This window comes from Actinoplanes xinjiangensis, assembly GCF_003148685.1.
GTDB classification, from domain to species: Bacteria; Actinomycetota; Actinomycetes; order Mycobacteriales; family Micromonosporaceae; genus Actinoplanes; species Actinoplanes xinjiangensis.
In genome coordinates, this window is sequence record NZ_QGGR01000039.1 from 31,941 (window position 1) to 54,691 (window position 22,751).

The window sequence follows — 22,751 nt, forward strand, 5'->3', positions numbered from 1 at the left end:
CGACGCGGTTTGATCAAGCGTCGTACGAGGTCAGACAGCTTGATCAGGATCGGTCCCGGTCGGTCCGACTGCTGGCGTTGCTGTACTTCACTGCTGTACAGCAGTGAAGCCGCCGGGCTGGCCGGCCCCACCGCCCGCCGGTCACCGCCCGGCGGGCGCTGCGCCGTATCCCGGCCCGGCAACACCCGGACCACCGTATTCAGTGGCAAGCCGCGAAGCGGCGCGGCAGCAACTTGAGCCGGACTCACGCCAGACCGACGCCTTCGGGTTGTCCGAGACCCAGATGGGACGAACGCCCGCTTCATGCGGGAAGAATCTGTCTGTCGCTGAGCGCGACCGTGCAGCTATTCGGAAGCACTGCGGTCGGGGTCCGGATCCGCCGACGCCTGTCGCTGCGAGAGGAAGTTCAGGCAGTTCTGCCCGAAGGGACTGAGCTGCCAATAGGGCTCGTAGTCGATGCGCCCGATCCCCTCGTCATAGACGAAGCCAAGGCTGACCAGCTTCGCGACCAGCGCTGGCAACGCTTCCCCAGTGCGAGCCTCAGCAGCGAGTTCCGGCTCCGGCCACGCGTTGATCTGGCCACCATCGCCGGCCTTCAAGACTCGGGGGCCGTGCGTTGCGAGCACTTGCATCACCCTGAGGTGCGGTCCCTCAATCTGGCGGATGCTGTCGACCAGGATGCTGCTCTCATCGATCAGTGCCTGGTCATGGACTCCCACGACATAGACACGAGCGAGGAGGTCAATCTTCTCCTCGTCAAGGGCACGCGATGCAGCCTCAACTGCTCGCGCGAGAACCTCAAGCTTCCGCGGGTCGGTCAGGGCATCGTCAAGCAACTCATCCAGCGACGTTCCCGACTGCTCAGCTACCGTGACGCCGAACCGCTCAACACGTTCCGCGCGGTCCGCCCATCGCTTGGCCAAGAACTCGGTCATTCGCTCGGTCGTCGCTGCGGTGATCGCTGGGGCGCCAACGACCAACAGGGGATTCGCCGTTCCCAGCCCGGCAAGAACCAGTAGGCCCCCAACACCAGCTCCGGCAAGCGCACCAACAGTCTTGGCGCCGATCGGCACTACCCAGCTCTGACCGTCACTCATGAGGCCATTGTGTGCACAGCAGCCAAGGCCGCGAACATCGGCCGGCGCGCTGGCCGATGCCGGGCGGAGCCCGCCAGCAGGCCGAGCGCGACCGGCCAGCGCCGCGCTTGCGCGGCGCCTTGATCCCAAAAAGAGGAATTCGGCAGTACTACATGACCTACACGCCTGGACTGCATCGGCAACCCGAGGGTGACTCCCACACTGCCAGGACGGTGCTCGCTCAAGATTGCTGACCTGCATCGCGCTGACCAGCGGCGGCATAGATCGACTCACCGCCGTTCCCCGCTGGTCGCCGCGAAGGACCGACCCGTCTGGCACGGATCCGGCACGAAACTAGGTGACTGGCCACCCACGCCCCGAGGGCGCACCTCCCGCTTAGCCAGCGTGCGATGCCGACGCAGGAACCACTCGAACGCTCAACCGCCCTTCTATGGCCTCCGGGCTATCGACGTCGAGCGTGATCATCGAGTACGCGAAGTAGGTGGGCAGCCACCGAGCACCGTCGTCGCTGCGCGTCCAGCCGATGAGAGGGTGACGTTCGGTCTCGTCTTCGACTCCCCAGACAGCTTCGATCAGCCAACCCGGTCCGACGGGCCTGAAGTCACTGGCATCAGCAGTCATGCGGCGACCCTAGCGTTTCAGGTCGATGCCTTGACGCGAGCGTTGGGGACTCTTTGACCCCCAGGCACTTTTCGATCTTGGGCGAACTGGCACATCCGGCCCTCGAGCTGCACGCCGCCGTCCACCGTTGTCCATGGCCGTCCACCATGATCACCAGTGATCGTCACCCAGTTAGTCACTCAGGCAACGGATAGGACGCAAACGCGGCCACCGCATTGACCCGTACTACGAGGTACTGCCGCTTGAGTCCCTTCGACGCCGCCTTTTCCGCCGCAGCTTCCGCGTCTCGTTCAGCCTCGGCTCGGTTGAACTCTGAGTCAGCGTAGGTATCGCCGAACTTCGCCATCTCGGCATTGGTCGGGTCGAACTCCATGATCATGATGTGGGAGCTAGACAGCGCACCATGTTCGACGGGGACTCGATGGGCCGGCATCTACGGATCTCCTTCGCTCGGCTTCACTTCGCCACTGCGATCGTATCGATGACTACCCTTGCCCTCTCAGCACTGGACTGTCAGGAAACCGACATACCGCCCCACCCTTGTTGACCGGTATTGACTCCCGCGTCGGGCACGGGACGGGCACGACAGCCTGCATCAAGGAGCGGTCCGGGCGGAAGCGCTCAGAGTTGATTGCTTCGGTCACTCTGGCGGCATGCTGCTGCTCGCTCCCGAACCTAGCACTGCCCCATCGTTGGCCCCGGCCACTGTGCAAGCGGTCAACAACGCCAACCTGGCGCTACTCATCGCCGTCCTCGGCGTTATCGGAAGCCTTATTGTGGCAATCGTCAATCATTTCGCGACGCGAAACCGCGAAAGGGAACGGTGGGCATTAGAGGAGAAGCGGGAAGCCATCCGCTGGGAACGAGAACGTCAGGAACGACGCGAGCAATGGGAACGTGAGGATGCAGCGCGATGGAATCACGAGAGACGGGATTCCTACTCTAACCTTCTCGGCCTCCTCGCTAATTATATTCACATCCTCGAGGGAGGTCTTCCCGCGGAGCTTGAGGACGGTGCTCGTTACGATGCGGACCCTGAAATTTCTAAGGAAGTCCTAGCTGAGCTTGATAAACTCAAGTCTGCCGCGAGAAACGTCTCCATTTGGGCGCCCATGAATATGATGAGTGATGTATGGGAAGCTCTTGCACAATGTGCTGCAGCCTCTATAGATTTCGACAAATTAGAGTCAAGTCCAGTCAGCAACAATGCGGCGGGAACCGAACTCAAGGGACATATAACAGTAATGGAAGCCAACTTTGATGCGCTGAAAACCAGCATCCGGCGAAACCTAGGCGTTACCTAGCCGTCTGACCCGCAGTCAGAAGGCGGCAGACGTTAAGTCATCGGTTAGCGTGTAGGGCCTTGACCAGCGGTACGACATCGCCCCCACTGCGGACGTCACGGACGAGCGGCCGGCCAAGTTCGGAACAGCGCTGGTGCTGCCACTGCACCACCGCTGTCATGAGTCGCCTGCCTCGCACCGAACGTACACAGTCTGGCAGATGATCACCGCAACCTCTGAGTGATCTAACGCAGCAGCGGATATCGCCAGGTCAAGCGTTAATGGCGAAGTTGTCCGACGCCGCGCTAACCGTACTTGCCCCCTGTTGACCGCCTGATCGGGCACGTGGCGGGCACGCGGCGCTTATCACTCTTTTTCGCTGTCTTGTTGGTCTTCTGTCAACGCGGGGAGAGATTCCGGTTCGCCTGCGGGATTAACTGTTGGCGATTCTGGTGCGGGCAGTTCAGGATCTTTCTTGCGGCCAAGTACGCGATCGTTGATATCTTCCAGCCGCTGGAGGTCCTCAGGAGTTAACTTCCTTGCTTCATCTTTAGCGTCGCCGTCGCGCGAAAATACCTTGAGGCCGCCTCCGAACTCGCTCCAACGACTTACTGTCGAGCTAATCTCGCGCAGTGCCTTAGCGGCATGATGCTGACCGTATGTAGAAACCCACATGCGGCTTTTGTATACCGTCCAGTCCAGAACCGCCTTTGTTGGTTTCATTTCTTTACTATGCGAGTCTTTGTAGTAAATCGTGATCTCGAAACGGTCAGGGAGTCCTGCGTCTTTGCGCCTAAGGGTGGAGTCCCAGAAAATCCGCCATTCCTGCCCAGGGGCCATCACTGGCATGATGTCGAATAGTTTCACCGTCTCGGACTCTTTTTCATGCTCAGAAGCGGTCCGCACAAGCGGGGGATTCGACTCGACTCGAACATCGTGAGCGGCCGTGGTTCCGAAGTTCTTGATGGCGAGCTCTAAGATGTGCTGTTCCGCCTGACTCGGCTCCATAAACGCCACCACATATGGTTGAGCTTGTTCTTCGCGAACTTCTCTCGCAATTCGAACTTGCCTGAAAGCGGCCACGCTTGCGATAACAGCTATGCAGGCCGTAGTCCACCCGGCAGCAGCTGCCCACGTATCCGGATTAGTTTTACCAATCCATTCCCAAAAGTCATGACTAGTGCGGGCGATCCAATCCAGAATTTCCGACATCAAAGGACCGAAATTCGGTAAGCTGGGGCAGGGTTTAGGCGGTCGACTTGGATACGACCCCGTTGCAGAAGAATTTCTGCGGCTTCTACCACTTTTGTCGCAGGAACTTCCGTGCCGAGAGTTTCGCTTAGCGCTTTCGCTACGATGCCCGCTGACGTATGAGGGAACTTCGCCGGATCGTTGTCAATCTGGCTCTTCGCCTCGTCAAGGACCATCTGGATGAAGGCTTCAGTCGGTGCCATGCGGATCAGGGTAGGCGATAGCGTCACACTCTTGTCTGACTAAATCCACTGTCAAGACGCGGTTGACGCGGTGCGAGCTGGTAAGGCGGGGCCGGGGCGGCGACGCGCGCACGAAGGCGGGCAGGACACTTGCCTGCCCCTTGACCCCTGATCGCTAGGGCCGCAGAGGCTCCGAGCTCAAGGGCGGCCGCGTGCGGCCGTCGCTTGCGACGCGAAGCGCCCTTGACCTCGGAGGGGCGGCCCGGACACACCGCGCGCCGCCGCCCCGGCACCGACGACCGCAACGCGCTGCGGTTCGGCGCGGCAGCTCGGCCGCGTCGCCCTGGCCGTGCCGGTCGGATGCCGGGCCAACCTAACCCCACACGATGCAACACCGCTGTCACTGTCGTAGCTGCGGCCCGACTCCGCTCCTGCACGCGAGCCGACGGGCTGCCTGCGTGTCCCGGGCCAAGCGACAGCGGCGGCACGGGGCACGCGCCCTGGCGGCGGCGTGAGCGGCCCGTTTCGGGCCGCCTTGAGGACGTACAGCAAGTTTGAACGGCTCCGACCGGCCCGTGTCTCGTTTTAGCGTTCGCTGTAGGGACGCTGAGACGCGGTTCGGTCAGGGTGGCCGTCAATCGGTGAATAGCTCAAGGACTCTGGGCAGCAGTTTGGCGTTGGATGCGATCGTCACGCTCGAATGGATGCTGTGGGGTGATCCGTCGTGGTCGACAATGAGCGCTCCAGCTTCGCGGGCGATGACGACGCCTGCTGAGGTGTCCCATGGTTTGTTGGCGAGCATGATGACGGCGTCGATGTGGCCGGCGGCGAGCCAGGCTAGGTCGATGGCTGCTGAGCCGTGCATGCGGATGCGTTGGACGTTGTTGGCGAGTCGTTGGGTGAGGGCGAAACGAGTTCGGTTCTTGTGTTCGGCGTCATCGCCCACGGCGTAGTCACCAAGGGCGACCACCGCGTCGGCGATCCGGTCGGTGGTGCTGGCGGTGATGGGTTCGCAGTTAGCGTGGGCGCCGTTGCCTTCTGCTGCTGAGTATCGGGCGCCGAGGAATGGCAGGTCGATGACGCCGAGGACCGAACGGTTCTCCGTGATCAGACCGAGTGAGATTGCGCAGAGCGGCGACCCGTGGACGAAGTTGACCGTGCCGTCTACTGGGTCAAGAGCCCAGACCAAACCGCCAGTGGCTCCGCTGGTGCCGTTCTCCTCGCCGAGGAAGCCGATGTCGGGAGTCTGATCTGCCAGAAAGGCGCGGACCTGTTCCTCGATGGCGTAGTCAACCTCGGACGCCATGTCGCGATCGCCCTTGGCTGTCAGTGCGCCGGGTTGCATGGTGCGCATGACGTTGTGGGCAAGGTCAACGGCTTGGTGCGCGATGGGAAGTAGGTCGGCGTAGTCGGTCATCGGGGCTGGCCACCGCTCCACAGTTCGTCGAAGGTGCGCTTGAAGACGTGGTAAAGCCCGGCGGCCGGCCATCGCTTCTTGATCACCATGGTGGGGGACTCGACGCCTCGGGCGTGGGGCAGGTAGTGCTGCGCGATGCAGAGCGAGTCGTTGATCAAGGTGATGTTGGCACGGATGGTCTGGTCGTAGGTGGCCACCTCGATGCGGTCCCGGATGTCGGCGGGGAGTCGGTCGCGGACTCGGAGGACGCCTTGGAGGTTGAGAGTCGTGAGGGCGCCGAGAGTGCCGGCGGTCATGTCTTCCTCGATCTCGCGTTGCCGGATCGCGTTGCCGGCGGGGTCGAGGAAGAGCAGGCGGAGGTGGGCGCCGTTCTGCGCGAGATGGGCGAGCTGGCTGTCCGCGTACTGCTGGCATATCAGGTTGAGGGATAGGCCAACGGCCCGGATGTCGGTGGCGTTGTCGAACAGGTCGTGCGGTGGCATACGGGAGGTGAACTCCGACCGGCTGGGGTAGACGGCCTCGACGTCGCCGTACCGGGCGGTGAGTTCCTGTTCCGTAGCTTGCTGCTCGGCTGAGCTGGCAGCGAAGGCGACGGGTGCGCTGGTGCGGTTGCGTTCGCCGAGTAGCAGGGTGATGCGGGCGCGGCTGGGCATACCGAGGCCGGATGCGATGCGGGTGAGCACGTCGATGCTGCTTACCCGGCGGGAGCCGCTGATGATCTCGCTGACCTGGGCCTGGCTCAATCCGGTGGCGACCCCGAGGTGGCTTTGACTGACCTTGGTTTCACGTTGAACAAGGCGAAAGAGCTGGGCGATGTCACGGGCCGCCAGGGCGTCGAGCACGGGGTCGGTGTCCCAGAGCGGCGCCGGAACAGTGAAGGTTGCGGTGTTTCGGCTGCTCACGTGCCCTCCCGGGCGGCTCGATCCGCGCTGCGGATATCAACCACACATCTCGATATCCGGTCACCGGATAGAAGTTACTCCTTGATGGACTATCGCGGGTGATGGGTTGAAAACCGACAGGCGGCCACGATCGAAGTCATGGCGAATTCCTCGGGGGTGTGCCGGTCCTGTGAAGGGCGTGGCTGGCGGTTGGCGTCAAAGCGTCGGGTGATCCGCGCTGACGAGACCGTCATGCGGATGGTTCGTCGGGCATGTCCTGACTGTTCACCGATCCGCCCGACCCGGAAGTCGTGACTGTGCTGGCCGCTGTCACAGGAATCGCCGATCTGTTGCTCTGGCCCGACCTCCGCTCGCGCCTACCAGGCGATCCCTGCTGGCCGATGGCGCTTCGGCTTGCCTGCCAGGGCTCCCAACGACCGGATGGGGCCGTGATGCACCGGAAAGCCAGACGGAATCTGTTTCGCCGCGCTCGTTGTACGTGCGGGCTGCCGTGGCCGTGCCTGGAATTGCGGCTGGAGAAGATCCGCTCCCAGCCACGACCGGCATTGCCGGACTGGACCGCCCCGACGGAAATGTTTCCCCAGGTTGGGCGGGCCGGGCGGCTCACTCCCGCGCAGGAGTACCGCGCCGGCGGCCGCGCCCCAAGGCGGCGACCGGCATGACGGCCGACGTAAGTACCGGCGCAGAGCATCAGCCGGATCCGGCGACGTACGCATGTAGCGCCTGCACGCTGCCGTGGCCGTGCGCACCGGCGCGGGACTACCTGATCGCCAGTACACCCGACGAGGTCCAGCTTGCGATGCGGATGTGGGACGAGTTGGAGCGGGCCGCTCGCGCGCTTGCCGACCGGCATCCGGCGGACCTGTTCGATCGGTTCCTGCGGTGGACGATGCGGTGAGCGACGACGAGTGGCCCGGAGCCGAGGACCTGCGGCAGCAAATGCGAGCACAGCTTGCTCTGGAGGCCCGGTTTCCCGGGTGGCAGGTATTGCACGCGATGAACGACAGGTGGGTCCGGTACGTGCGCATCCCGGAAGGGTCGTTCTACGCGGTGCACGACCGGCTGGGTGAACTACCGCTATGCGCACCAGATTTGGAAAAGCTCGCGGCCCGCGTTGAGCAGCGGCAGGACGAGCTGCGGAAGATCGCGCGTTGGGTGACCCGGTCGGACCTGACGACCATCATCGCGATGATCCGCCGTCTGCCATGACTCGTCTCACTTAGGTATGCCGGTTGCGTCTGCGCAGCCTGGGCAAAGTCCCTGGCAGGCAGTTGTGGCAGACGGGCAAGGTTCCCTGAGCCCACGTCTTGCTTTACTGTGTTGACAAGTTGAGTTGTTGTCTCATTGAGCGGGCGGAGAGCCGGATGGCCATCAACGTGCCACCGCCGAAGTATGCGGTCGTCGTGAACGCTGTACAGCAGCGCATCGAGGACGGGACGTATGCACCTGGCACGACCATCCCCAGCGAGACGCAACTGATGGCCGAGTTCGACACCTCGCGCCCTACGGTGGTGCGGGCACTCGGCATCCTCCAGCAAGACGGCTGGATCGAGTCGCAGCAGGGCAAAGGCCGGTTCGTGAAAGGCCGGCCCTCCCCTGCCGCTCAGCAATCCGCCGACCGGATGCTCGAACTCCTCGACCAGGGCGAGGAAGCGGATGTGACCCTGCTACGAGTCGGCGCGATCATGACGCCGAACCGGGCGGCCGTAGCTCTGGAACTGGAGTCGGATACCCCGATCATCCTGCGACGGCGTCTCGTCGAGTCCGAGGTCGGCCCCGTTGAGCTGAGTTCGCTCTACGTCCCCGTGGAACTGGCGGCCGGCACCGACATCGGCCGTAAGGCACCTCTGCCCGACGGCGTCCTGCAGCATCTCAAGGCGCGCAAGGGCATCGATTTCGACCACGCCACGGAACGCATCTCAGCGCGGCTTCCCACCGCGGAGGAAGCGGAACTCCTGCGGATCGAAGACCGAGACGCGGTACTAACGGTGCTGGTCACGGTGTTCGACCGGAGTGGCGACCCCCGGTTCGCGGTCGACGTCGTGATCCCGGCTGTCCGGCATGAGATCGAGGGCTCGTTCCCCATTCGCTGATCTTTTTCCATCGACAACCTTGCCGATAGAGGATCGCGAGCTACAATCGTCCATACATAACAAGTCAAGTTGTCGACTTGATAGCCAGACGGAGGATTAAGTGGTTCCCAACTCGATCAAGGTTCCGGTGCCGTGGGACTACGTAGCACCGCACGGCGTGCTCTGCCTCGGGGTGGAGCCGGCCACCGACTTCGACAAGCGCGGCCAGGGCGACGACCAGCTCCGCGACAAGGAGACCGGCGAACGGGTCTGGCTTGTCCGGGTCCTCGACCTGGATCCGGAGGCCGGGAAGTTCGGGGCGTCGAAGGAGTTCAAGGTCAAGGTCACTGCGGCGCAGCAGCCGGTTCCGCCCGCGTCGGCGGTGCCGGGCTATCCGCCGATGGTCGAGTTCACCGACGTGATGCTCACGCCGTATGTGGACTCGCAGCGCTGCAAGGGCGGCGCCAGCAAGTGTCGGTCGCGGCTGGCCTGGTCGATCAAGGCCAGCGCCATGACCGCGCCGCAGCAGGCCAGCCGTGCGACGGCCGCCTGACCAGAAAGTCGCGTCCGGGAGCGGGGCCAACAACCGCCAAGAAGTCATCCCCGGTCCCGGGCGCTCAACCACCCACCTGCAAAAGGAGACGGCTGTAATGGCCAAGGTAGTCGACGCTGCCCGCGTCACCACACCGAGCAACACCGTATGGCGTACCTGCATCGGCTGCACCCAGCCCAAACCCCTCACCGCGGACATCGACCGCTGCGACGACTGCGAAGACGCGGCTGATCAGGAAGCCCTTGAGGAGGGCCTTCGGGAGCACGCGCTCACCGGCTGGGAGCACGTCAACCGGTACGCCGGGGCGATCGGCCGGATCGAGGCGTGGGCGCTGCTGATCCCGAACGTCACCGACGCCGAACGCATCGCCAGCATCCGCGACGTGCTCGCCGCCCTCAACGAGGGTGCCGACAAGGCGGTGAGCTGACCATGCCGCTGATTAACATCATCCGCGGTGAGACCATCCCGGTCGCGCCGCTCAACGTCCGCACACCAGTCTTCCGGCTACCGATCTGGGCGGTCGTCGTCTGGGAGACCGTCAAGGCCCTGGCCTGGCTGGTCGCCACCTACGTCCGCCACTGGTACGTCACCCTCCCAGCGACCGGCTTGACCTGGCTCTATCTCGCCCACGGCTGGCAGGCCCTCGCCGCACTCGTCTGCGGTGTCACGGTCGTGGCGACGGGCTGGGCGTTCGGGCATCGGCCGTCGTGGCTGCGGTTCGGCTGGTGGCCGATCCTCGCCCGTATCCGCAGGCTGGTGTACCAGCGGCGGTGGATGGCCGCGATGGTCACCGCGAAGCTGTCGGTCTCCTACGACAAACGCACGATCATCCCGGAGATCCGCCGGGTCCGCTGCCGCACGGGCTGCGATGAGGTCACCGTGCGGATGGTCACGGGGCAGATCCCCGACGACTTCGCCAAAGCCTCCGAACGACTGGCCCACACGTTCGGGGTGCGGCAGGTCAAGGCCATACCCGGCCCGACCTACGCCACCGTGGTTCTGGTCCTCATGCGCGGGGACTCTCTGCACGAGACGGTGGAGCCGCTGCCGGTGCCCGCCCGGCCGGACTTCACTGCGCTGCCGATCGGTGTCCAGGAAGACGGCGAGGAATACCGGCTGCGGCTGTTCGGCACCCAGGTCCTCATCGTCGGCGCCACCGGTTCGGGCAAGGGGTCGGTGATCTGGTCGGTCGTCCGCGCGTTGGCCGGCGGCGTGGCTGATGGGCTGGTCGAGCTGTGGGGCCTCGATCCCAAGGGCGGCATGGAGCTGGGGATCGGGCGGCCGTTGTTCGCCCGGTTCGCGTCGCGGGATTTCGCCGAGATGGCCGCCATGATCGAACAGGCAGCCAGCACGGCGCAGGAACGGGCCGCCCGCCTGGCGGGCCAGACGCGACAGCACATCCCGACGCCGGATGAGCCGCTGATCGTCCTGGTCATCGATGAGTTGGCGAACCTGACCGCCTACCTCACCGAGCGACAGCTCAAGGACCGCATCAAGGCCGCGCTCGGCATCGTCCTGACCCAGGGCCGCGCCGTGGGCGTGCACGTGGTCGCCGCCATTCAGGACCCCCGCAAGGAGGTGCTGCCCGCGCGTGGGCTGTTCCCGACCCGGATCGGGCTGCGGCTGTCAGAGCCCGCGGAGGTCGACATGGTCCTCGGCGACGGCATGCGCGACCGCGGAGCGCTGTGCGACCGCATCCCCCAAACCCAACCCGGCATCGGCTACGTCGTCCTCGAAGGTGACCCGACACCGATGCGAGTCCGGCTGACCTACTGCGACGACACCACGATCCGCGACATGGCCCACGACCACGGACGACTCCGGCTCGTCAACGGCAAAGCCACGGGAGGTGCGGCATGAAACTCAACGCCGACCGTGTCGAGGGCCTGACCCTGACCGCGATCCTCACCACCGTCGCCCTGGCCGCCGGGTGGGCGTCCTTCTCCCACGTCCACGACTGGACCATGCGCCACGCCCCGACGGGCACGCCGGACGCATTCGGCTGGGTCAACGCGGTCATCTCCGAACTCGTCCCCGTCGCGGCGCTGCTGACGATCAAACGGCGGCGCCGGGCCGGGGCGCCGATCGGCTACCCGCTGTTCCTACTCATCGCCGCCGGCACCCTGTCGCTGTCTGCGCAGCTCGCCGTGGCCCGGCCGAGTCCGTCGGGGTGGCTGCTGTCGGCGGTGCCAGCGCTGGCGTTCATGGCCCTGGTCAAACTCGTCTTCACCAGCCCTACGGCGGCTCCTGAACCCGCCGCCGCTCCGGCTCCGGCGCCGCAGCCCGTGCCTCCTGCGGCCGCGGTGGTGCCGACCGTTCCCGTCCGGCCGATCACCCGCCCCCACGGAGTGCCGGTCATCGGGCAGGTGACCCGATGACCGGCACCACCCTGCCCATCTCGGCCGAGACGACGGCGCCTCGGCCGGGCTCGCGGGCCGCCCGCCTCGCTCTCCCCCGCGCCGTTGACGCGCTCAAAGACCTGGCTGTCGATCACGGCGTCTGCATTCATCCGGTGGCGCTGCGCCGGACCGACCTGGCGACCGGGAAGACGGAGCTCGTCGACCTGCCGTGCGGCGCCACCCTGGAAGCCAAATGCCCGCCCTGCGCCAAGCGAGCACGACGGTTGCGGCAGGTCCAGATCCGGGAGGGCTGGCACCGCAGTGACGAACCGCTGCCCGGTCCGGCGCCAGCCACCCCTCGGCAGCGGGATCTGATCACTGCTCGGGCGCATCTGGAGTTCGAGCGGGCCGCGCTCCAGCTCGCCGCCATGAAACCCGACCAGCGGGCCGCGGAACTGGACCGCATCGACACGGCGATCGGGGCTGTGGAGCAGGAGATCGCGACGGAGGGCCTGCGGGGCAGCGTCGCGCCGGGCCACAGCCGTGACGCACAGGGCGACGACGACAACGGCCCGCGGCGGGTCCGGTCGACCAAACGGCGGCAGGACGTGCCTGACCTGCCCCGGCAGAAGGTCGAAGCGCGCACGGTCGGCCGGACCTACGTCGGCGCCGATGGTGTCGAGCACCGGCCGTCGATGTGGCTCACCCTGACCCTGGACAGCTACGGCCCAGTCCACTCCATCCACCAGGGGCGGCCGTGCACCTGTCGGCGGCGGCACACCGAGGATGACCCGCTGCTGGGCACCCCGGTCGACCCGAGCAAGTACGACTACCGGCGGGCAGCGTGGGATGCGGTGCACTTCCCGCGGCTGCTCGACCGGTACTGGCAGAACCTGCGCCGCGCCGTGGGCTGGAACGTCCAGTACGCGGGGTGTGTCGAGCCGCAACGGCGGCTCGCCCCGCACGCCCACTTCGCAATCCGCGGCACCATTCCGCGGTCGATGCTGGAACTGGTCGCCACCGCCACCTACCACCAGGTGTGGTGGCCCGCGGCCGACCGGCTGCGCTACCCGATCGACCGACCACCGGTCTGGGACAGCAAGGCCGAGACGTGGGTGGACCCGGACACCGGGCTGCCGCTGTCGACCTGGGCTGAGGCCCTGGACGCGATCGACGACGACCCCGACGCTGAACCGGCGCACCTGGTCCGGTTCGGCGCCCAGGTCAAAGCCAAAGGCGTCGACCCCGGCACGCGGGATGCCGAGCGGACGATCGGCTACATCACCAAGTACGTGACCAAGTCCGCCGCCGACTGCCACACCACCACCAGCGACCCGCAACGCCAGCACCTCGACCGGCTCTGGCACGAACTCCGCGTCACCCCGTGCTCCGAACGGTGCTCCAACTGGCTGCTCTACGGCGTCCAGCCCAAGAAGGCCAACGGACGGCTCCGGCCCGGCCACTGCAAGGGCCGGGTGCACCAGAAAACGACCCTCGGCATCGGCGGACGCCGGGTGCTGGTCTCGCGCGACTGGTCCGGCAAGACCCTCGCCGACCACCGCGCGGACGCCCACGCCTGGGTCAAGGCCCTACTCGGCATCACCACCGAGGAACCCGCGCCTGACACCGAGCAAAAGCCGGCGGTCGCCTGGGAGATGGCCCGACACGACGATCCGGATCTCCCGGCGCTCGAACACCGGCTCTTGCGGGCGATCTCCGAACGCATCCACCGCCGCGGGCAGTTGAACGCAGCACGACAACGGGCCAGCGGCGATCCGCCAGGGGATGTCTCGGCAACTGCAACCAACGACATGGGGGAGACACGATGAGCAGGCACCTGACTGTGGTTCCAAGCCCAGACAGCACGCCGGACGGCCCGGAAGAGCTGTGGTCCATCAACGATGCCGCCGCCTACTTGCGCATCCCTCCCGGAACGCTCTACCAGTGGCGCCACCGCCGGAAGGGTCCGCCGGCCTTCAAGGTCGGCAAGCACCTCCGCTACGACCCGGCCGCGGTCCGTGCCTGGGTTCTGGGGCAGGTGGCCTGACGTGGGCGTACACGATCTCTGGTACCTGTCCAAGAAGGACGAGAACAAAAAGCCGATCAAGTCAGGCAAGTACGGGCGCGGCAAACGCTGGCGTGTCCGCTACACCGATGCCACCGGCGAGACCAAAGACAAGGTCTTTGCGCGCAAGACCGACGCTGAAGCCTTCGATGTGGCCTGCCGGGCTGGCACTGCGCCGGACACCGACCTGGACCAGGGCGAGAAGTACATCAAGTTCGCCGCCTACGCCGAACGCTGGCGTCAAGCCAGGGTCATCGGCTGGGCACTGGAGACCCAGACCCGAATCGAGTCGAACCTTCGGCTGCACCTCGTGCCGGCGTTCGGCAACCGTGCACTCCGCTCGATCACTCAGACAGATGTGCTGTTGTGGCTGGCGGAACGCCTCGGCGCGGGGATGGCGCCGTCCAGCCTGCGCCTGTACTTCGAGCTGTTCGACGCAGTGATGTCCGGCGCCGTCACGGACAAGATCACCCCGGACAACCCCTGTGACGGGATCAAGCTCTCCCAGGTGTTCCGTGGGCTGAGCCGCGCCCCGAAGTGGGTTCCCGAGCGGGAGGACGTGCTCCGTCTGTTCGGCAAGGTGCCCGAGCGGTATCACGGCCTGCTCTGGCTCGGCGCTGGTGCCGGGCTGCGGATCAGCGAAGCGCTCGGCTTCGAGCAGGGACCGCGCTGCCTGGACCCCAGCAACGAGGAGTTGCACGTGGTTCAGCAGCTCCGCTACGCGCCCAGGGAATACGGCGGGTTCTATCTCAGCCTGCCCAAGGGCGTGCGGTCCTTCGATCCGGCCGCGGGGGCTGTGGACCTAGACCCGATGGTCGCGGCGGCTCTGGACTACCACGTCCGGGAGTTCCCGCCGGTTGAGGTCGAGATGCCCGACATCACGTCCGGCCCCACGGTCCGGCGCCGGGTGCCGCTGCTGTTCACCACGGTGCACGGCAATCCGTTCACGGACCGTACATGGTCGGCGGAGTGGGTGAAGTGGCGTCGGGCGGCGGGCTGGCCGGAGGAGCACGGCGGCTTTCACGCGCTGCGGCACTTCTTCGCCACCACGCTGATCACGAACCACGCGGACCCGAAGGACGTTCAGCGGGCGCTACGGCACTCAACGCTGTCGATCACGCTGGAGACCTACGTGCACTTCTGGCCGCGCCGCGAACGGCGTCGAGGAATCGTCGGCGAGGCGCTGAAAGAGGCCGTCGCGGGCCGGTGGGACCTGAACTGAAGTGGTCCCGATGTGGTCCCAATGATCTTGGTCTTGCGTTTGGCCTGGTGAGAGGCCGATTTTGTGGAGCCCAGGGGACTTGAACCCCTAACCCCCGCCTTGCAAAGGCGGTGCTCTGCCAGTTGAGCTAGGGCCCCGTGACCCGCAGAACTATCGCAGGTCGGGAGCGGTCGTCGCCTCGTGCCAGAGGGCACGCTCGTCGCTGGAGGCCTTGACCTTCTTGACGACCAGGGCCGCCGCGCCAATGACGCCGGCAATGATGAGGAGCTTCTTCAACACTGAACTGCTACCCCCAACGCACCGCAGGAAAGAACTGTCGCCCACACCAGAGATGGTGCCTCGGCCGTGAGACGAACACCCACCGCAACCGGGCCTCCGGCGAGGATATAACAAGTGGCCCCCGGCCGTGTTTTCCACGGACAAGAGCCACTGTGTCACTCGTGGGGCTAGATGGAATCGAACCATCGACCTCAGAGTTATCAGCTCTGCGCTCTAACCGACTGAGCTATAGCCCCTCACCTGCGAACAGAACGTTACCGCATCGGGTTGCGAGTCTCCAAAGCGGGGGTCCCCGCAACCCGATACGGCTCGTCAGTCGCGTTCGGCCAGTGTGAGCTCAATACCGCCAACCAAATCGGCACAAACGTTGTAGATGAATGCACCCAGAGTCGCCAGTGCAGTGAAAAGCACCACATTGACCGCGCCGATCAGCATCGACGTGCCGATGACGCCCCAGGCGGTGATCCGGAAGGCGCTGGTGGTGCTGCCCTCGGTGCCACCGCTGGCGGTGACGAGCTCCTGGAGGTTGCCGTTGACCGAGCTCCAGACGCCCATCGTGTCGAGGGCGAGGTAGAGCACCGACGTCGCGACGACCACCACGATGAAGAGCACGATCGACACGGCGAACGAGAACTTCATCACGGACCAGGGATCGATCCGCTTGAGGTTCAGCCGGGCACGGCGCGGGCCGCGGGCGGCGGCCGACGACACCGTGGAGCGGGCCGATCGCACGGCCTCGGAGACACGGGCCGCCCCGACGGCTGCCGCACCACCGGCCGTCGGCGTCGACCCGGTGCGCTGCTTCGCGGCTCCGGGTGCGGCCGCCTGCGGCGCCGGCGGGTTGGTGGGCCGCGGCGGAGTCCCCGCCGCGGTCGCCGCGGGAGCACTGACGGGGGTACGACCGGAGGTCGAACCCGGAGCCGCGCCCTTGCCCTTGGTGACGACCGGCACCGACGCCGAGCCCTTCACCGGTGGCTGCGCGCCTGGACGCTTGGGATCGGCGCCGTCGGTGTTGCCGGCGGCCGGTTCACCGGGCGGCGGGGCCATACCCGGCGCCCTGGTGAACTTCGGCGGGGACGGGGCATCGGCGGGGACAGAGGCGCGCCCTGTGCTCTCGCGACCGGCGGGTGCGGCAGCGTCTTTCTTCGCCGCATCGTCCGGAGTCGCTGAGGTCCCGGGGCCCCCCGACTTCGCCTGTGTCTCCGGCATCAACTAGTCCTGTTCGTCAGGCTCGTCGGCATTGCGAGCAAGCGCCACGATGGTTACACCTTCTGGGAGGTCCATCAGCTTGACCCCCATTGTGTTCCGATCCCGTGTGCGCCGTACAGGCTTCACGGGAGTCCGGATGACACCACCATTGCTGGTGATGGCAAACAGTTCATCCTCCGGGCTGATCACCAGAGCGCCGACAAGTCCACCACGACGCTCGGTGATCTTGGCGGTCAGTACCCCCTTGCCGCCACGCCCCTGCACCGGATACTCCTCGATGGGCGTGCGCTTCGCATACCCACCATTGGTGGCGACCAACACATCCATGTCCGGCCGGACCACTTCCATGGCCAGGAGCTCGTCGTTGTCACCGAAGCGCATGCCGATGACACCGGACGTCGCGCGGCCCATCGGGCGCAGCGCCTCGTCGGTGGCGTTGAAGCGGATGGCCTGGGCTTTCTTGGACACCAGGAGGAGGTCGTCCTCCGGAGCCGCCAGCGCCGCGCCTACCAACTCGTCATCCTCCCGCAAGTTGATGGCGATAATGCCACCGCTGCGGTTGGAGTCAAATTCCTCCAGGCGCGTCTTCTTCACGAGCCCATTCTTAGTGGCGAGCACAAGGTAGGGCGCGACCTGGTAGTTCGGGATCTGGATGATCTGCGCGATGTGCTCGTCAGGCTGGAAGGCCAGCAGGTTCGCGACGTGCTGACCCTTGGCCACGCGGGCGGCTTCGGGTAGTTCGTACGCCTTCGCCCGGTAGACCCGGCCCTTGTTCGTGAAGAACAGCATCCAGTCGTGTGTCGAGATGACGAAGAAGTGCGACACGATGTCGTCCTGCCGCAGCGTGGCGCCGCTCACGCCCTTGCCGCCGCGCTTCTGCGACCGGTACAGATCGGTCTTCGTCCGCTTGGCGTAACCGGTACGTGTGATGGTCACCACAACGTCTTCCCGGGCGATGAGGTCCTCCATGGAGACCTCGCCGTCGAACGGGATGATCTGGGTGCGGCGCTCGTCGCCGAACTTCTGAACGATCTCGGCCAGCTCGTCCGAGACGATCGCGCGCTGCCGCTCCGGCTTGGCGAGGATGTCCTTGAAGTCGGCGATCTCGATCTCGATCTTGACCAGCTCGTCGACGATCCGCTGCCGCTCCAGGGCGGCCAGGCGGCGCAGCTGCATGTCGAGGATCGCGGTCGCCTGGACCTCGTCCACCTCGAGCAGCTGCATCAGGCCCTGACGCGAGTCCTCGACGGTGGGCGAGCGCCGGATCAGGGCGATGACCTCGTCCAGCATGTCCAGCGCCTTGGCCAGACCACGCAGGATGTGCGCGCGTTCCTCGGCCTTGCGCAGCCGGAACGCGGTCCGCCGTCGGATGACCTCGATCTGGTGCTCGACGTAGTAGCGGATGAACTGCGCCAGGTTGAGCGTGCGGGGCACGCCGTCGACCAGCGCCAGCATGTTGGCGCCGAAGGTCTCCTGGAGCTGGGTGTGCTTGTAGAGGTTGTTCAGCACCACCTTGGCGACCGCGTCACGCTTGAGCACGAGGATCAGGCGCATACCGGTACGGCCGGAGGACTCGTCCCGGATGTCGGCGATACCGGTGAGCTTGCCCTCCTTCACCAGCTCGGCGATCCGCTCGGCGAGGTTGTCCGGGTTCACCTGGTACGGCAGCTCGGTGACCACGAGACACGGCCGGCCCCGGGCGTCCTCCTCGACCTCGACCACCGCGCGCATCCGGATGGACCCACGACCGGTCCGGTACGCGTCCTGAATCGCCTGCTGTCCGACGATCAGGCCCTTGGTGGGGAAGTCGGGGCCCTTAACGAATTCGAGCAGCGCCTCGAGCGTGGTGGCCTCGTCGACCTCCGGGTGGTCCAGGCACCACTGCACGGCCGCCGAGATCTCGCGCAGGTTGTGCGGCGGGATCTTGGTGGCCATACCGACCGCGATGCCCTCGGAGCCGTTGACCAGCAGGTTCGGGAACCGGGCCGGCAGGATCGTCGGCTCCTTCGTGCGCCCGTCGTAGTTGTCCTGCATGTCGACGGTGTCTTCGTCGATGTCCCGCAGCATCTCCATGGCGAGCGGGGAGAGCTTCGCCTCGGTGTACCGCATGGCGGCCGGCGGGTCGTTGCCCGGCGAACCGAAGTTGCCGTTGCCGTCGATCAGCGGGTACCGCAGGGACCAGATCTGACCCATCCGGACCAGGGCGTCGTAGATCGACGAGTCGCCGTGCGGGTGGTAGTTGCCCATCACGTCGCCGACCACGCGGGCGCACTTGACGTAACCGCGGTCCGGACGGAAACCGGCGTCGTACATCGCGTAAAGGATCTTGCGGTGCACCGGCTTGAGGCCGTCGCGGACGTCGGGCAGCGCACGGCCGACGATGACGCTCATCGCGTAGTCGAGGTACGAGCGCTGCATCTCGACCTCGAGGCCGACCGGCACGACGCGCTCGGTCACACCGCCGCCGGTCGCTTCCGGAGTCTGGTCGCCGTCCGGGGGTTCGGGAGTGTCAGTCACTTTTAACCCTTACTCAAGGTGATGCCAGGCAAATGCAGCCAGAACGGGCATATGGCTGTGGATAACACTGTGGAAATGCCGTACACGCTGTGGATACGGCTCACCGGACTCAGATGTCGAGGAACCTGACGTCCTTAGCGTTGCGTTGAATGAACGACCGCCGAGCCTCGACGTCCTCACCCATCAGCACGCTGAAAAGCTCGTCCGCCACCGCGGCGTCGTCCAGGGTCACCTGGCGCAGGGTGCGGGTGTCCGGGTTCATCGTGGTGTCCCACAGCTCGTGGAAGTTCATCTCGCCGAGACCCTTGAACCGCTGGATGTCGTCCGGCTTCGCGTTCGCCTTCTTCTCCTGCCGCAGCGCGATCAGCCCGTCCCGCTCGCGGTCGGAGTACGCGTACTGCGCGTCGTCACCCCGCTTGTTCCACTTGATCTTGTAGAGCGGCGGGGAGGCCAGGTAGACGTGACCCTGCTCGACCATCGGCCGCATGAAGCGGAAGATCAGGGTGAGCAGCAGCGTCTGGATGTGCTGGCCGTCGACGTCGGCGTCGGCCATCAGGATGATCTTGTGGTACCGCAGCTTCGAGATGTCGAACTCGTCGTGGATACCGGTGCCCATGGCCGTGATCAGCGCCTGGACCTCGTTGTTCTTCAGCACCCGGTCGATCCGGGCCTTCTCCACGTTGAGGATCTTGCCGCGGATCGGGAGGATCGCCTGGATGCGGCTCTCCCGGCCGGACTTGGCCGAACCGCCGGCCGAGTCACCCTCGACGATGAACAGCTCGGTCTCACGCGGGTCGGTGGACTGGCAGTCGGCCAGCTTGCCGGGCATCGAGCCGGACTCCAGCAGCGACTTGCGCCGGGCCAGCTTGCGGGCCTGCTGAGCGGCGATCCGGGCGCGGGCCGCCTGGTCGGCCTTCGTGATGATCAGCTTGGCGTCCGCCGGGTTCCGGTCGAACCAGTCGGCGAGCTGCTCGTTGCAGACCTTCTGCACGAAGCTCTTCATGTCGGTGTTGCCGAGCTTCGTCTTGGTCTGGCCCTCGAACTGCGGGTTCGCCAGAGTCACCGAGATGATCGCGGCCAGGCCCTCACGAATGTCCTCACCGGACAGCTTCTGATCGGCCTTGAGGAACTTCTTCTCGACGCCGTACTTGTTGACGATGGTCGTCAGTGCGGAGCGGAAGCCCTCCTCGTGAGTACCACCCTCGTGCGTGTTGATGCGGTTGGCGAAGGTGTAGACCGACTCGCCGTACGACTCGTTCCACTGCATCGCGATCTCGACGGCCATGCCCTCCTCGGGGGCGTCGGCCTCGAACTGGATCACGGTCCGGTGGATGGCGCTCTTGGTGGCGTTGAGGTGCCGCACGAAGTCGGCGATGCCGTCCTCGTACATGAACGTGACGCTGCGCGGCTCACCGTTCTCGTCGACCTGGTCGGGCCGCTGGTCGGTGTAGTTGATGGTGAGGGCTTTGTTGAGGAACGCCATCTCCTGGAGACGGCGATAGATGGTCTGGTAGTCGAAGTCGACGGTCTCGAAGATGTTCGGGTCCGGCCAGAACTGGACGGTCGAGCCGAGGCTGTCGGTCGGCTCACCCTTGACCAGTTCGCCGGGAACCGAGTAGTCGTACTTCTGCCGCCACCAGAAGCCGTCCTTCTGGATCTCGACGGCCATCCTCGTCGAGAGCGCGTTCACCACCGAGACGCCGACGCCGTGCAGACCGCCGGAGACCTTGTAGGCCTGGCCGTCGAACTTGCCACCCGCGTGCAGCACGGTCAGCGCGACCTCGACACCCGGCTTCTTCAGCGTCGGGTGCAGGTCGACCGGGAAACCACGGCCGTTGTCGGTGACCGAGACACCGCCGTCGGGCAGCAGGACCACGTCGATGGTGTCGCAGTAGCCGGCCAGTGCCTCGTCGACAGCGTTGTCCACAACCTCCCACACCAGGTGGTGCAGGCCGCGCTCACCGGTGGAACCGATGTACATACCGGGACGCTTGCGGACCGCTTCCAGGCCTTCGAGCACGGTGATGGAGCCGGCACCGTATTCCTGATTGTCTGACACCCTCGGCCACTTTCTCGCGCCGGGCCGGTGAGGCCCCGCAACGGGGTTGGCGGGCTCGTCGACGACGGCACGCGCGCGCAGCCGGAACCGGAGATGACACCGCGGGAAGAAGCGGACCACCGGTGGAACCGTGCGCGCCGGTCGCCGCGGACAGCCCGCGGATCGTGATCGGCTGGAAAAACCGCATAGCGTGACGATGAGGGCTGGCACGGTGGCCGTCCGCAACATCAAGCACAGTTTTCCCGGTCGCCGTCGATTCTACTCCGCCGGAACGAATCGGCGAGGGTCCGGCACCCCTTCCGGGTGCCTGAGAGTGCCGTAGCGCGATTTGAGGCGCTACCCACGTAATCCCCTACACGGCACAGTCGCCCCACGCAATGGCAAACGATGCGGCAGTTCCCGCGGTCGGGCGCGCCTGCCGTACCTCGCCCACACTCACTGCGACACTGCTCGACAGCGTCCCGCGCCCGTGTCGTAACCTCGCCCGCGCGGGCCGGAGTTGGCCGGGTGGCCGCAGGGCAGGTCGAGGAGGGGTGGCCCCAATGGCGCACGACAAGGGCCTGGACAACGTCGCGGTGCACTGGCCGCGGACGAACCAGTACTACGACCCGGTGGCTCCCGCCGAGTTCGTCGACTTCGGAGCAATCGCGGACCGGCCCGAGATCGCGGCGCCGACCGGTGCGCTCGCGCTGCACATCGCCAAGACCGGCACGGTGCGCGCGACCGCGTACACCGAGTTGATCGATCTTCTGCTCGGGCTCGAGGGTGTGCTCTACGCCACCGAGGCCGCCGCCGAGGACGAGGACCCGGTCATCGACCCGGACGGCTGCGCATGGATCGCCGGCGGCCTGGAGCGTTTCGTCGAGGGGCACGAGAAGTTCGGTGACCTGGTCACCTTCGACACCGTCACCGAGGTGCTGCGCACCGCGATCTCCACGGGCCGGCTCGCCGAGCAGCAGCTGCGCTGGCTGGACCAGCGGCTCGCGGCGCTGCGCGACGACGCCGGGAACTCGCCGCACTGGAGTTTCGCGCGCACCGAACTGGCGGTGCTGGCCGGCTTCTACCGCCGCTGCGCGGAACGCGGTTTCGCGATCTTCGCGGATTACTGAGCCGGACCGCTGACGCCCGCCGACCGAGCAGGCGGACTGCTCAGCCCGGCTTCCTCGACCCGGCTCCTCCGGCCCGGCTCCCTCGGGCCGGTTCCTTCAGGATCGACGGATCAGCCAGGTCACCCCACCGGCGACGACGATCAGGACGAAGACCGTCCCACCCCAGAAGATCGTCCGGGTACGGCCCCCGCCGCCGTGCCCGGTCGACAGCAGTTCGTTGCCGTCACACGACCACGTCTGGCCCTCGTTCGCGTACACCCGGTACCTGCCGCCCTCGACGAAGTCGTATCCACAGGACGCGCTGTCCTTCATGGTGACCAGTGTCACCGTCTGGCCGGCAGCGCCCTTCAGCACCGACTCGACGGTGAACTCCACCTGGACCTCGTTGCCGAACCAGTCCGGGTCCACCTGGTCGGCCACCCCCACGAACGCCACCTGAGCCTGCTCGAACGGGTCGAAGTCGACGGCACACGAACACGCCCACGCGGGACGGGCGGCGACCGGGATCGGCGCCAGGACGAGTAACAACAGGACCAGGACACGACGCAGATGCAGAGTCATGCCGGTCCGACGC

At 65.9% G+C, this 22,751-nt stretch carries 24 protein-coding genes and 2 tRNA genes; 12 read left to right on the forward strand and 14 right to left on the reverse strand.

Annotated features, from left to right (window positions below; genetic code table 11):
• Positions 1–344 precede the first annotated feature (344 nt).
• The 3 genes from BC793_RS44140 to BC793_RS44150 form a co-directional block, all read right to left on the reverse strand.
• On the reverse strand, positions 345–1,097 hold the full coding sequence (locus BC793_RS44140) for a hypothetical protein (protein WP_146246742.1): 753 nt from the start codon (positions 1,095–1,097) through the stop codon (positions 345–347).
• 375 nt (positions 1,098–1,472) lie between these two features.
• A complete protein-coding gene (locus BC793_RS44145; RefSeq protein ID WP_109602625.1) occupies positions 1,473–1,718 on the reverse strand; it encodes a hypothetical protein in 246 nt (81 codons plus the stop codon).
• A 175-nt stretch (positions 1,719–1,893) separates the two neighbouring features.
• Positions 1,894–2,097 (reverse strand): hypothetical protein, encoded by a 204-nt coding sequence (locus BC793_RS44150; RefSeq protein ID WP_109602626.1) that lies wholly within the window; start codon positions 2,095–2,097, stop codon positions 1,894–1,896.
• Positions 2,098–2,371: 274 nt separating this feature from the next.
• Between BC793_RS44150 and BC793_RS49280 the strand changes: the two genes are divergently transcribed.
• A complete protein-coding gene (locus BC793_RS49280) occupies positions 2,372–3,022 on the forward strand; it encodes a hypothetical protein (RefSeq protein WP_146246743.1) in 651 nt (216 codons plus the stop codon).
• Positions 3,023–3,367: 345 nt separating this feature from the next.
• Here BC793_RS49280 and BC793_RS49285 read toward each other — a convergent pair whose 3' ends face one another.
• From BC793_RS49285 to BC793_RS44165, 4 genes are all read right to left on the reverse strand, one after another.
• Positions 3,368–4,213, reverse strand: a complete 846-nt coding sequence (locus BC793_RS49285) for a hypothetical protein (RefSeq protein ID WP_146246744.1) — start codon at positions 4,211–4,213, stop codon at positions 3,368–3,370.
• Entirely contained in the window at positions 4,213–4,455 is a 243-nt protein-coding gene (locus BC793_RS49290; protein WP_146246745.1) for a hypothetical protein, read from the reverse strand. The genes BC793_RS49285 and BC793_RS49290 overlap by 1 nt, the downstream gene beginning before the upstream one ends.
• 613 nt (positions 4,456–5,068) lie before the next feature.
• Positions 5,069–5,851, reverse strand: coding sequence for an inositol monophosphatase family protein (locus tag BC793_RS44160; RefSeq protein ID WP_109602628.1), 783 nt, complete (start codon positions 5,849–5,851; stop codon positions 5,069–5,071).
• Complete coding sequence (locus BC793_RS44165; RefSeq protein ID WP_109602629.1) at positions 5,848–6,753, reverse strand: DUF5919 domain-containing protein; 906 nt, start codon at positions 6,751–6,753, stop codon at positions 5,848–5,850. The genes BC793_RS44160 and BC793_RS44165 overlap by 4 nt, the downstream gene beginning before the upstream one ends.
• Before the next feature lie 658 nt (positions 6,754–7,411).
• Between BC793_RS44165 and BC793_RS44170 the strand changes: the two genes are divergently transcribed.
• From BC793_RS44170 to BC793_RS44215, 10 genes are all read left to right on the forward strand, one after another.
• Positions 7,412–7,651 (forward strand): hypothetical protein, encoded by a 240-nt coding sequence (locus BC793_RS44170; RefSeq protein WP_109602630.1) that lies wholly within the window; start codon positions 7,412–7,414, stop codon positions 7,649–7,651.
• Positions 7,648–7,962, forward strand: a complete 315-nt coding sequence (locus tag BC793_RS44175) for a hypothetical protein (RefSeq protein WP_146246746.1) — start codon at positions 7,648–7,650, stop codon at positions 7,960–7,962. The genes BC793_RS44170 and BC793_RS44175 overlap by 4 nt, the downstream gene beginning before the upstream one ends.
• A gap of 155 nt (positions 7,963–8,117) precedes the next feature.
• Positions 8,118–8,846 carry a GntR family transcriptional regulator gene (locus BC793_RS44180; RefSeq protein ID WP_109602632.1) on the forward strand — a complete coding sequence of 243 codons (729 nt, stop codon included), beginning with the start codon at positions 8,118–8,120 and terminating at the stop codon, positions 8,844–8,846.
• Between the two features lie 100 nt (positions 8,847–8,946).
• Positions 8,947–9,378, forward strand: coding sequence for a hypothetical protein (locus tag BC793_RS44185; protein WP_109602633.1), 432 nt, complete (start codon positions 8,947–8,949; stop codon positions 9,376–9,378).
• Positions 9,379–9,475: 97 nt separating this feature from the next.
• Positions 9,476–9,805: a hypothetical protein gene (locus BC793_RS44190; protein WP_109602634.1), complete on the forward strand. Its 330-nt coding sequence runs from the start codon at positions 9,476–9,478 to the stop codon at positions 9,803–9,805.
• A 2-nt stretch (positions 9,806–9,807) separates the two neighbouring features.
• Positions 9,808–11,238, forward strand: coding sequence for an FtsK/SpoIIIE domain-containing protein (locus BC793_RS44195; protein WP_109602635.1), 1,431 nt, complete (start codon positions 9,808–9,810; stop codon positions 11,236–11,238).
• Positions 11,235–11,756, forward strand: coding sequence for a hypothetical protein (locus BC793_RS44200; protein ID WP_109602636.1), 522 nt, complete (start codon positions 11,235–11,237; stop codon positions 11,754–11,756). Before BC793_RS44195 ends, BC793_RS44200 begins: the two co-directional genes overlap by 4 nt.
• Positions 11,753–13,546, forward strand: a complete 1,794-nt coding sequence (locus BC793_RS44205) for a replication initiator (RefSeq protein WP_109602637.1) — start codon at positions 11,753–11,755, stop codon at positions 13,544–13,546. Before BC793_RS44200 ends, BC793_RS44205 begins: the two co-directional genes overlap by 4 nt.
• Positions 13,543–13,764 (forward strand): helix-turn-helix domain-containing protein, encoded by a 222-nt coding sequence (locus BC793_RS44210; RefSeq protein ID WP_109602638.1) that lies wholly within the window; start codon positions 13,543–13,545, stop codon positions 13,762–13,764. Before BC793_RS44205 ends, BC793_RS44210 begins: the two co-directional genes overlap by 4 nt.
• A 169-nt stretch (positions 13,765–13,933) precedes the next feature.
• On the forward strand, positions 13,934–15,004 hold the full coding sequence (locus BC793_RS44215) for a tyrosine-type recombinase/integrase (RefSeq protein ID WP_109602661.1): 1,071 nt from the start codon (positions 13,934–13,936) through the stop codon (positions 15,002–15,004).
• A 64-nt stretch (positions 15,005–15,068) separates the two neighbouring features.
• Here the strand turns inward: BC793_RS44215 and BC793_RS44220 are convergent.
• From BC793_RS44220 to gyrB, 6 genes are all read right to left on the reverse strand, one after another.
• Positions 15,069–15,141 (reverse strand) — tRNA-Ala (locus tag BC793_RS44220).
• A gap of 13 nt (positions 15,142–15,154) precedes the next feature.
• Positions 15,155–15,283 carry a DLW-39 family protein gene (locus tag BC793_RS50870; protein WP_211340665.1) on the reverse strand — a complete coding sequence of 43 codons (129 nt, stop codon included), beginning with the start codon at positions 15,281–15,283 and terminating at the stop codon, positions 15,155–15,157.
• A 162-nt stretch (positions 15,284–15,445) separates the two neighbouring features.
• Positions 15,446–15,519, reverse strand: a tRNA-Ile gene (locus BC793_RS44225).
• Positions 15,520–15,595: 76 nt separating this feature from the next.
• Positions 15,596–16,492, reverse strand: a complete 897-nt coding sequence (locus BC793_RS44230; RefSeq protein WP_109602639.1) for a DUF3566 domain-containing protein — start codon at positions 16,490–16,492, stop codon at positions 15,596–15,598.
• A 3-nt stretch (positions 16,493–16,495) separates the two neighbouring features.
• Positions 16,496–19,009 (reverse strand): DNA gyrase subunit A, encoded by a 2,514-nt coding sequence (gene gyrA, locus BC793_RS44235; protein ID WP_109602640.1) that lies wholly within the window; start codon positions 19,007–19,009, stop codon positions 16,496–16,498.
• Positions 19,010–19,118: 109 nt separating this feature from the next.
• On the reverse strand, positions 19,119–21,068 hold the full coding sequence (gene gyrB, locus BC793_RS44240) for a DNA topoisomerase (ATP-hydrolyzing) subunit B (protein ID WP_109602641.1): 1,950 nt from the start codon (positions 21,066–21,068) through the stop codon (positions 19,119–19,121).
• 542 nt (positions 21,069–21,610) lie between these two features.
• Between gyrB and BC793_RS44245 the strand changes: the two genes are divergently transcribed.
• Positions 21,611–22,177 (forward strand): hypothetical protein, encoded by a 567-nt coding sequence (locus tag BC793_RS44245; RefSeq protein WP_109602642.1) that lies wholly within the window; start codon positions 21,611–21,613, stop codon positions 22,175–22,177.
• Between the two features lie 96 nt (positions 22,178–22,273).
• Here BC793_RS44245 and BC793_RS44250 read toward each other — a convergent pair whose 3' ends face one another.
• Positions 22,274–22,738 (reverse strand): hypothetical protein, encoded by a 465-nt coding sequence (locus tag BC793_RS44250; protein WP_109602643.1) that lies wholly within the window; start codon positions 22,736–22,738, stop codon positions 22,274–22,276.
• Positions 22,739–22,751 lie beyond the last annotated feature (13 nt).

Bases quoted from the DNA above. Each gene is read 5' to 3' on its own strand.
- BC793_RS44170 (WP_109602630.1), top strand. From the start codon at position 7,412: ATGACGGCCGACGTAAGTACCGGCGCAGAGCATCAGCCGGATCCGGCG.
- BC793_RS44230 (WP_109602639.1), bottom strand. From the start codon at position 16,492: ATGCCGGAGACACAGGCGAAGTCGGGGGGCCCCGGGACCTCAGCGACT.
- BC793_RS44205 (WP_109602637.1), top strand. From the start codon at position 11,753: ATGACCGGCACCACCCTGCCCATCTCGGCCGAGACGACGGCGCCTCGG.
- BC793_RS44145 (WP_109602625.1), bottom strand. From the start codon at position 1,718: ATGACTGCTGATGCCAGTGACTTCAGGCCCGTCGGACCGGGTTGGCTG.
- BC793_RS44250 (WP_109602643.1), bottom strand. From the start codon at position 22,738: ATGACTCTGCATCTGCGTCGTGTCCTGGTCCTGTTGTTACTCGTCCTG.
- BC793_RS44190 (WP_109602634.1), top strand. From the start codon at position 9,476: ATGGCCAAGGTAGTCGACGCTGCCCGCGTCACCACACCGAGCAACACC.
- BC793_RS49280 (WP_146246743.1), top strand. From the start codon at position 2,372: ATGCTGCTGCTCGCTCCCGAACCTAGCACTGCCCCATCGTTGGCCCCG.
- BC793_RS44180 (WP_109602632.1), top strand. From the start codon at position 8,118: ATGGCCATCAACGTGCCACCGCCGAAGTATGCGGTCGTCGTGAACGCT.
- BC793_RS44150 (WP_109602626.1), bottom strand. From the start codon at position 2,097: ATGATCATGGAGTTCGACCCGACCAATGCCGAGATGGCGAAGTTCGGC.
- BC793_RS44140 (WP_146246742.1), bottom strand. From the start codon at position 1,097: ATGAGTGACGGTCAGAGCTGGGTAGTGCCGATCGGCGCCAAGACTGTT.
- BC793_RS44210 (WP_109602638.1), top strand. From the start codon at position 13,543: ATGAGCAGGCACCTGACTGTGGTTCCAAGCCCAGACAGCACGCCGGAC.
- BC793_RS44245 (WP_109602642.1), top strand. From the start codon at position 21,611: ATGGCGCACGACAAGGGCCTGGACAACGTCGCGGTGCACTGGCCGCGG.
- BC793_RS44195 (WP_109602635.1), top strand. From the start codon at position 9,808: ATGCCGCTGATTAACATCATCCGCGGTGAGACCATCCCGGTCGCGCCG.
- BC793_RS49290 (WP_146246745.1), bottom strand. From the start codon at position 4,455: ATGGCACCGACTGAAGCCTTCATCCAGATGGTCCTTGACGAGGCGAAG.
- BC793_RS44160 (WP_109602628.1), bottom strand. From the start codon at position 5,851: ATGACCGACTACGCCGACCTACTTCCCATCGCGCACCAAGCCGTTGAC.
- BC793_RS44200 (WP_109602636.1), top strand. From the start codon at position 11,235: ATGAAACTCAACGCCGACCGTGTCGAGGGCCTGACCCTGACCGCGATC.
- BC793_RS49285 (WP_146246744.1), bottom strand. From the start codon at position 4,213: ATGTCGGAAATTCTGGATTGGATCGCCCGCACTAGTCATGACTTTTGG.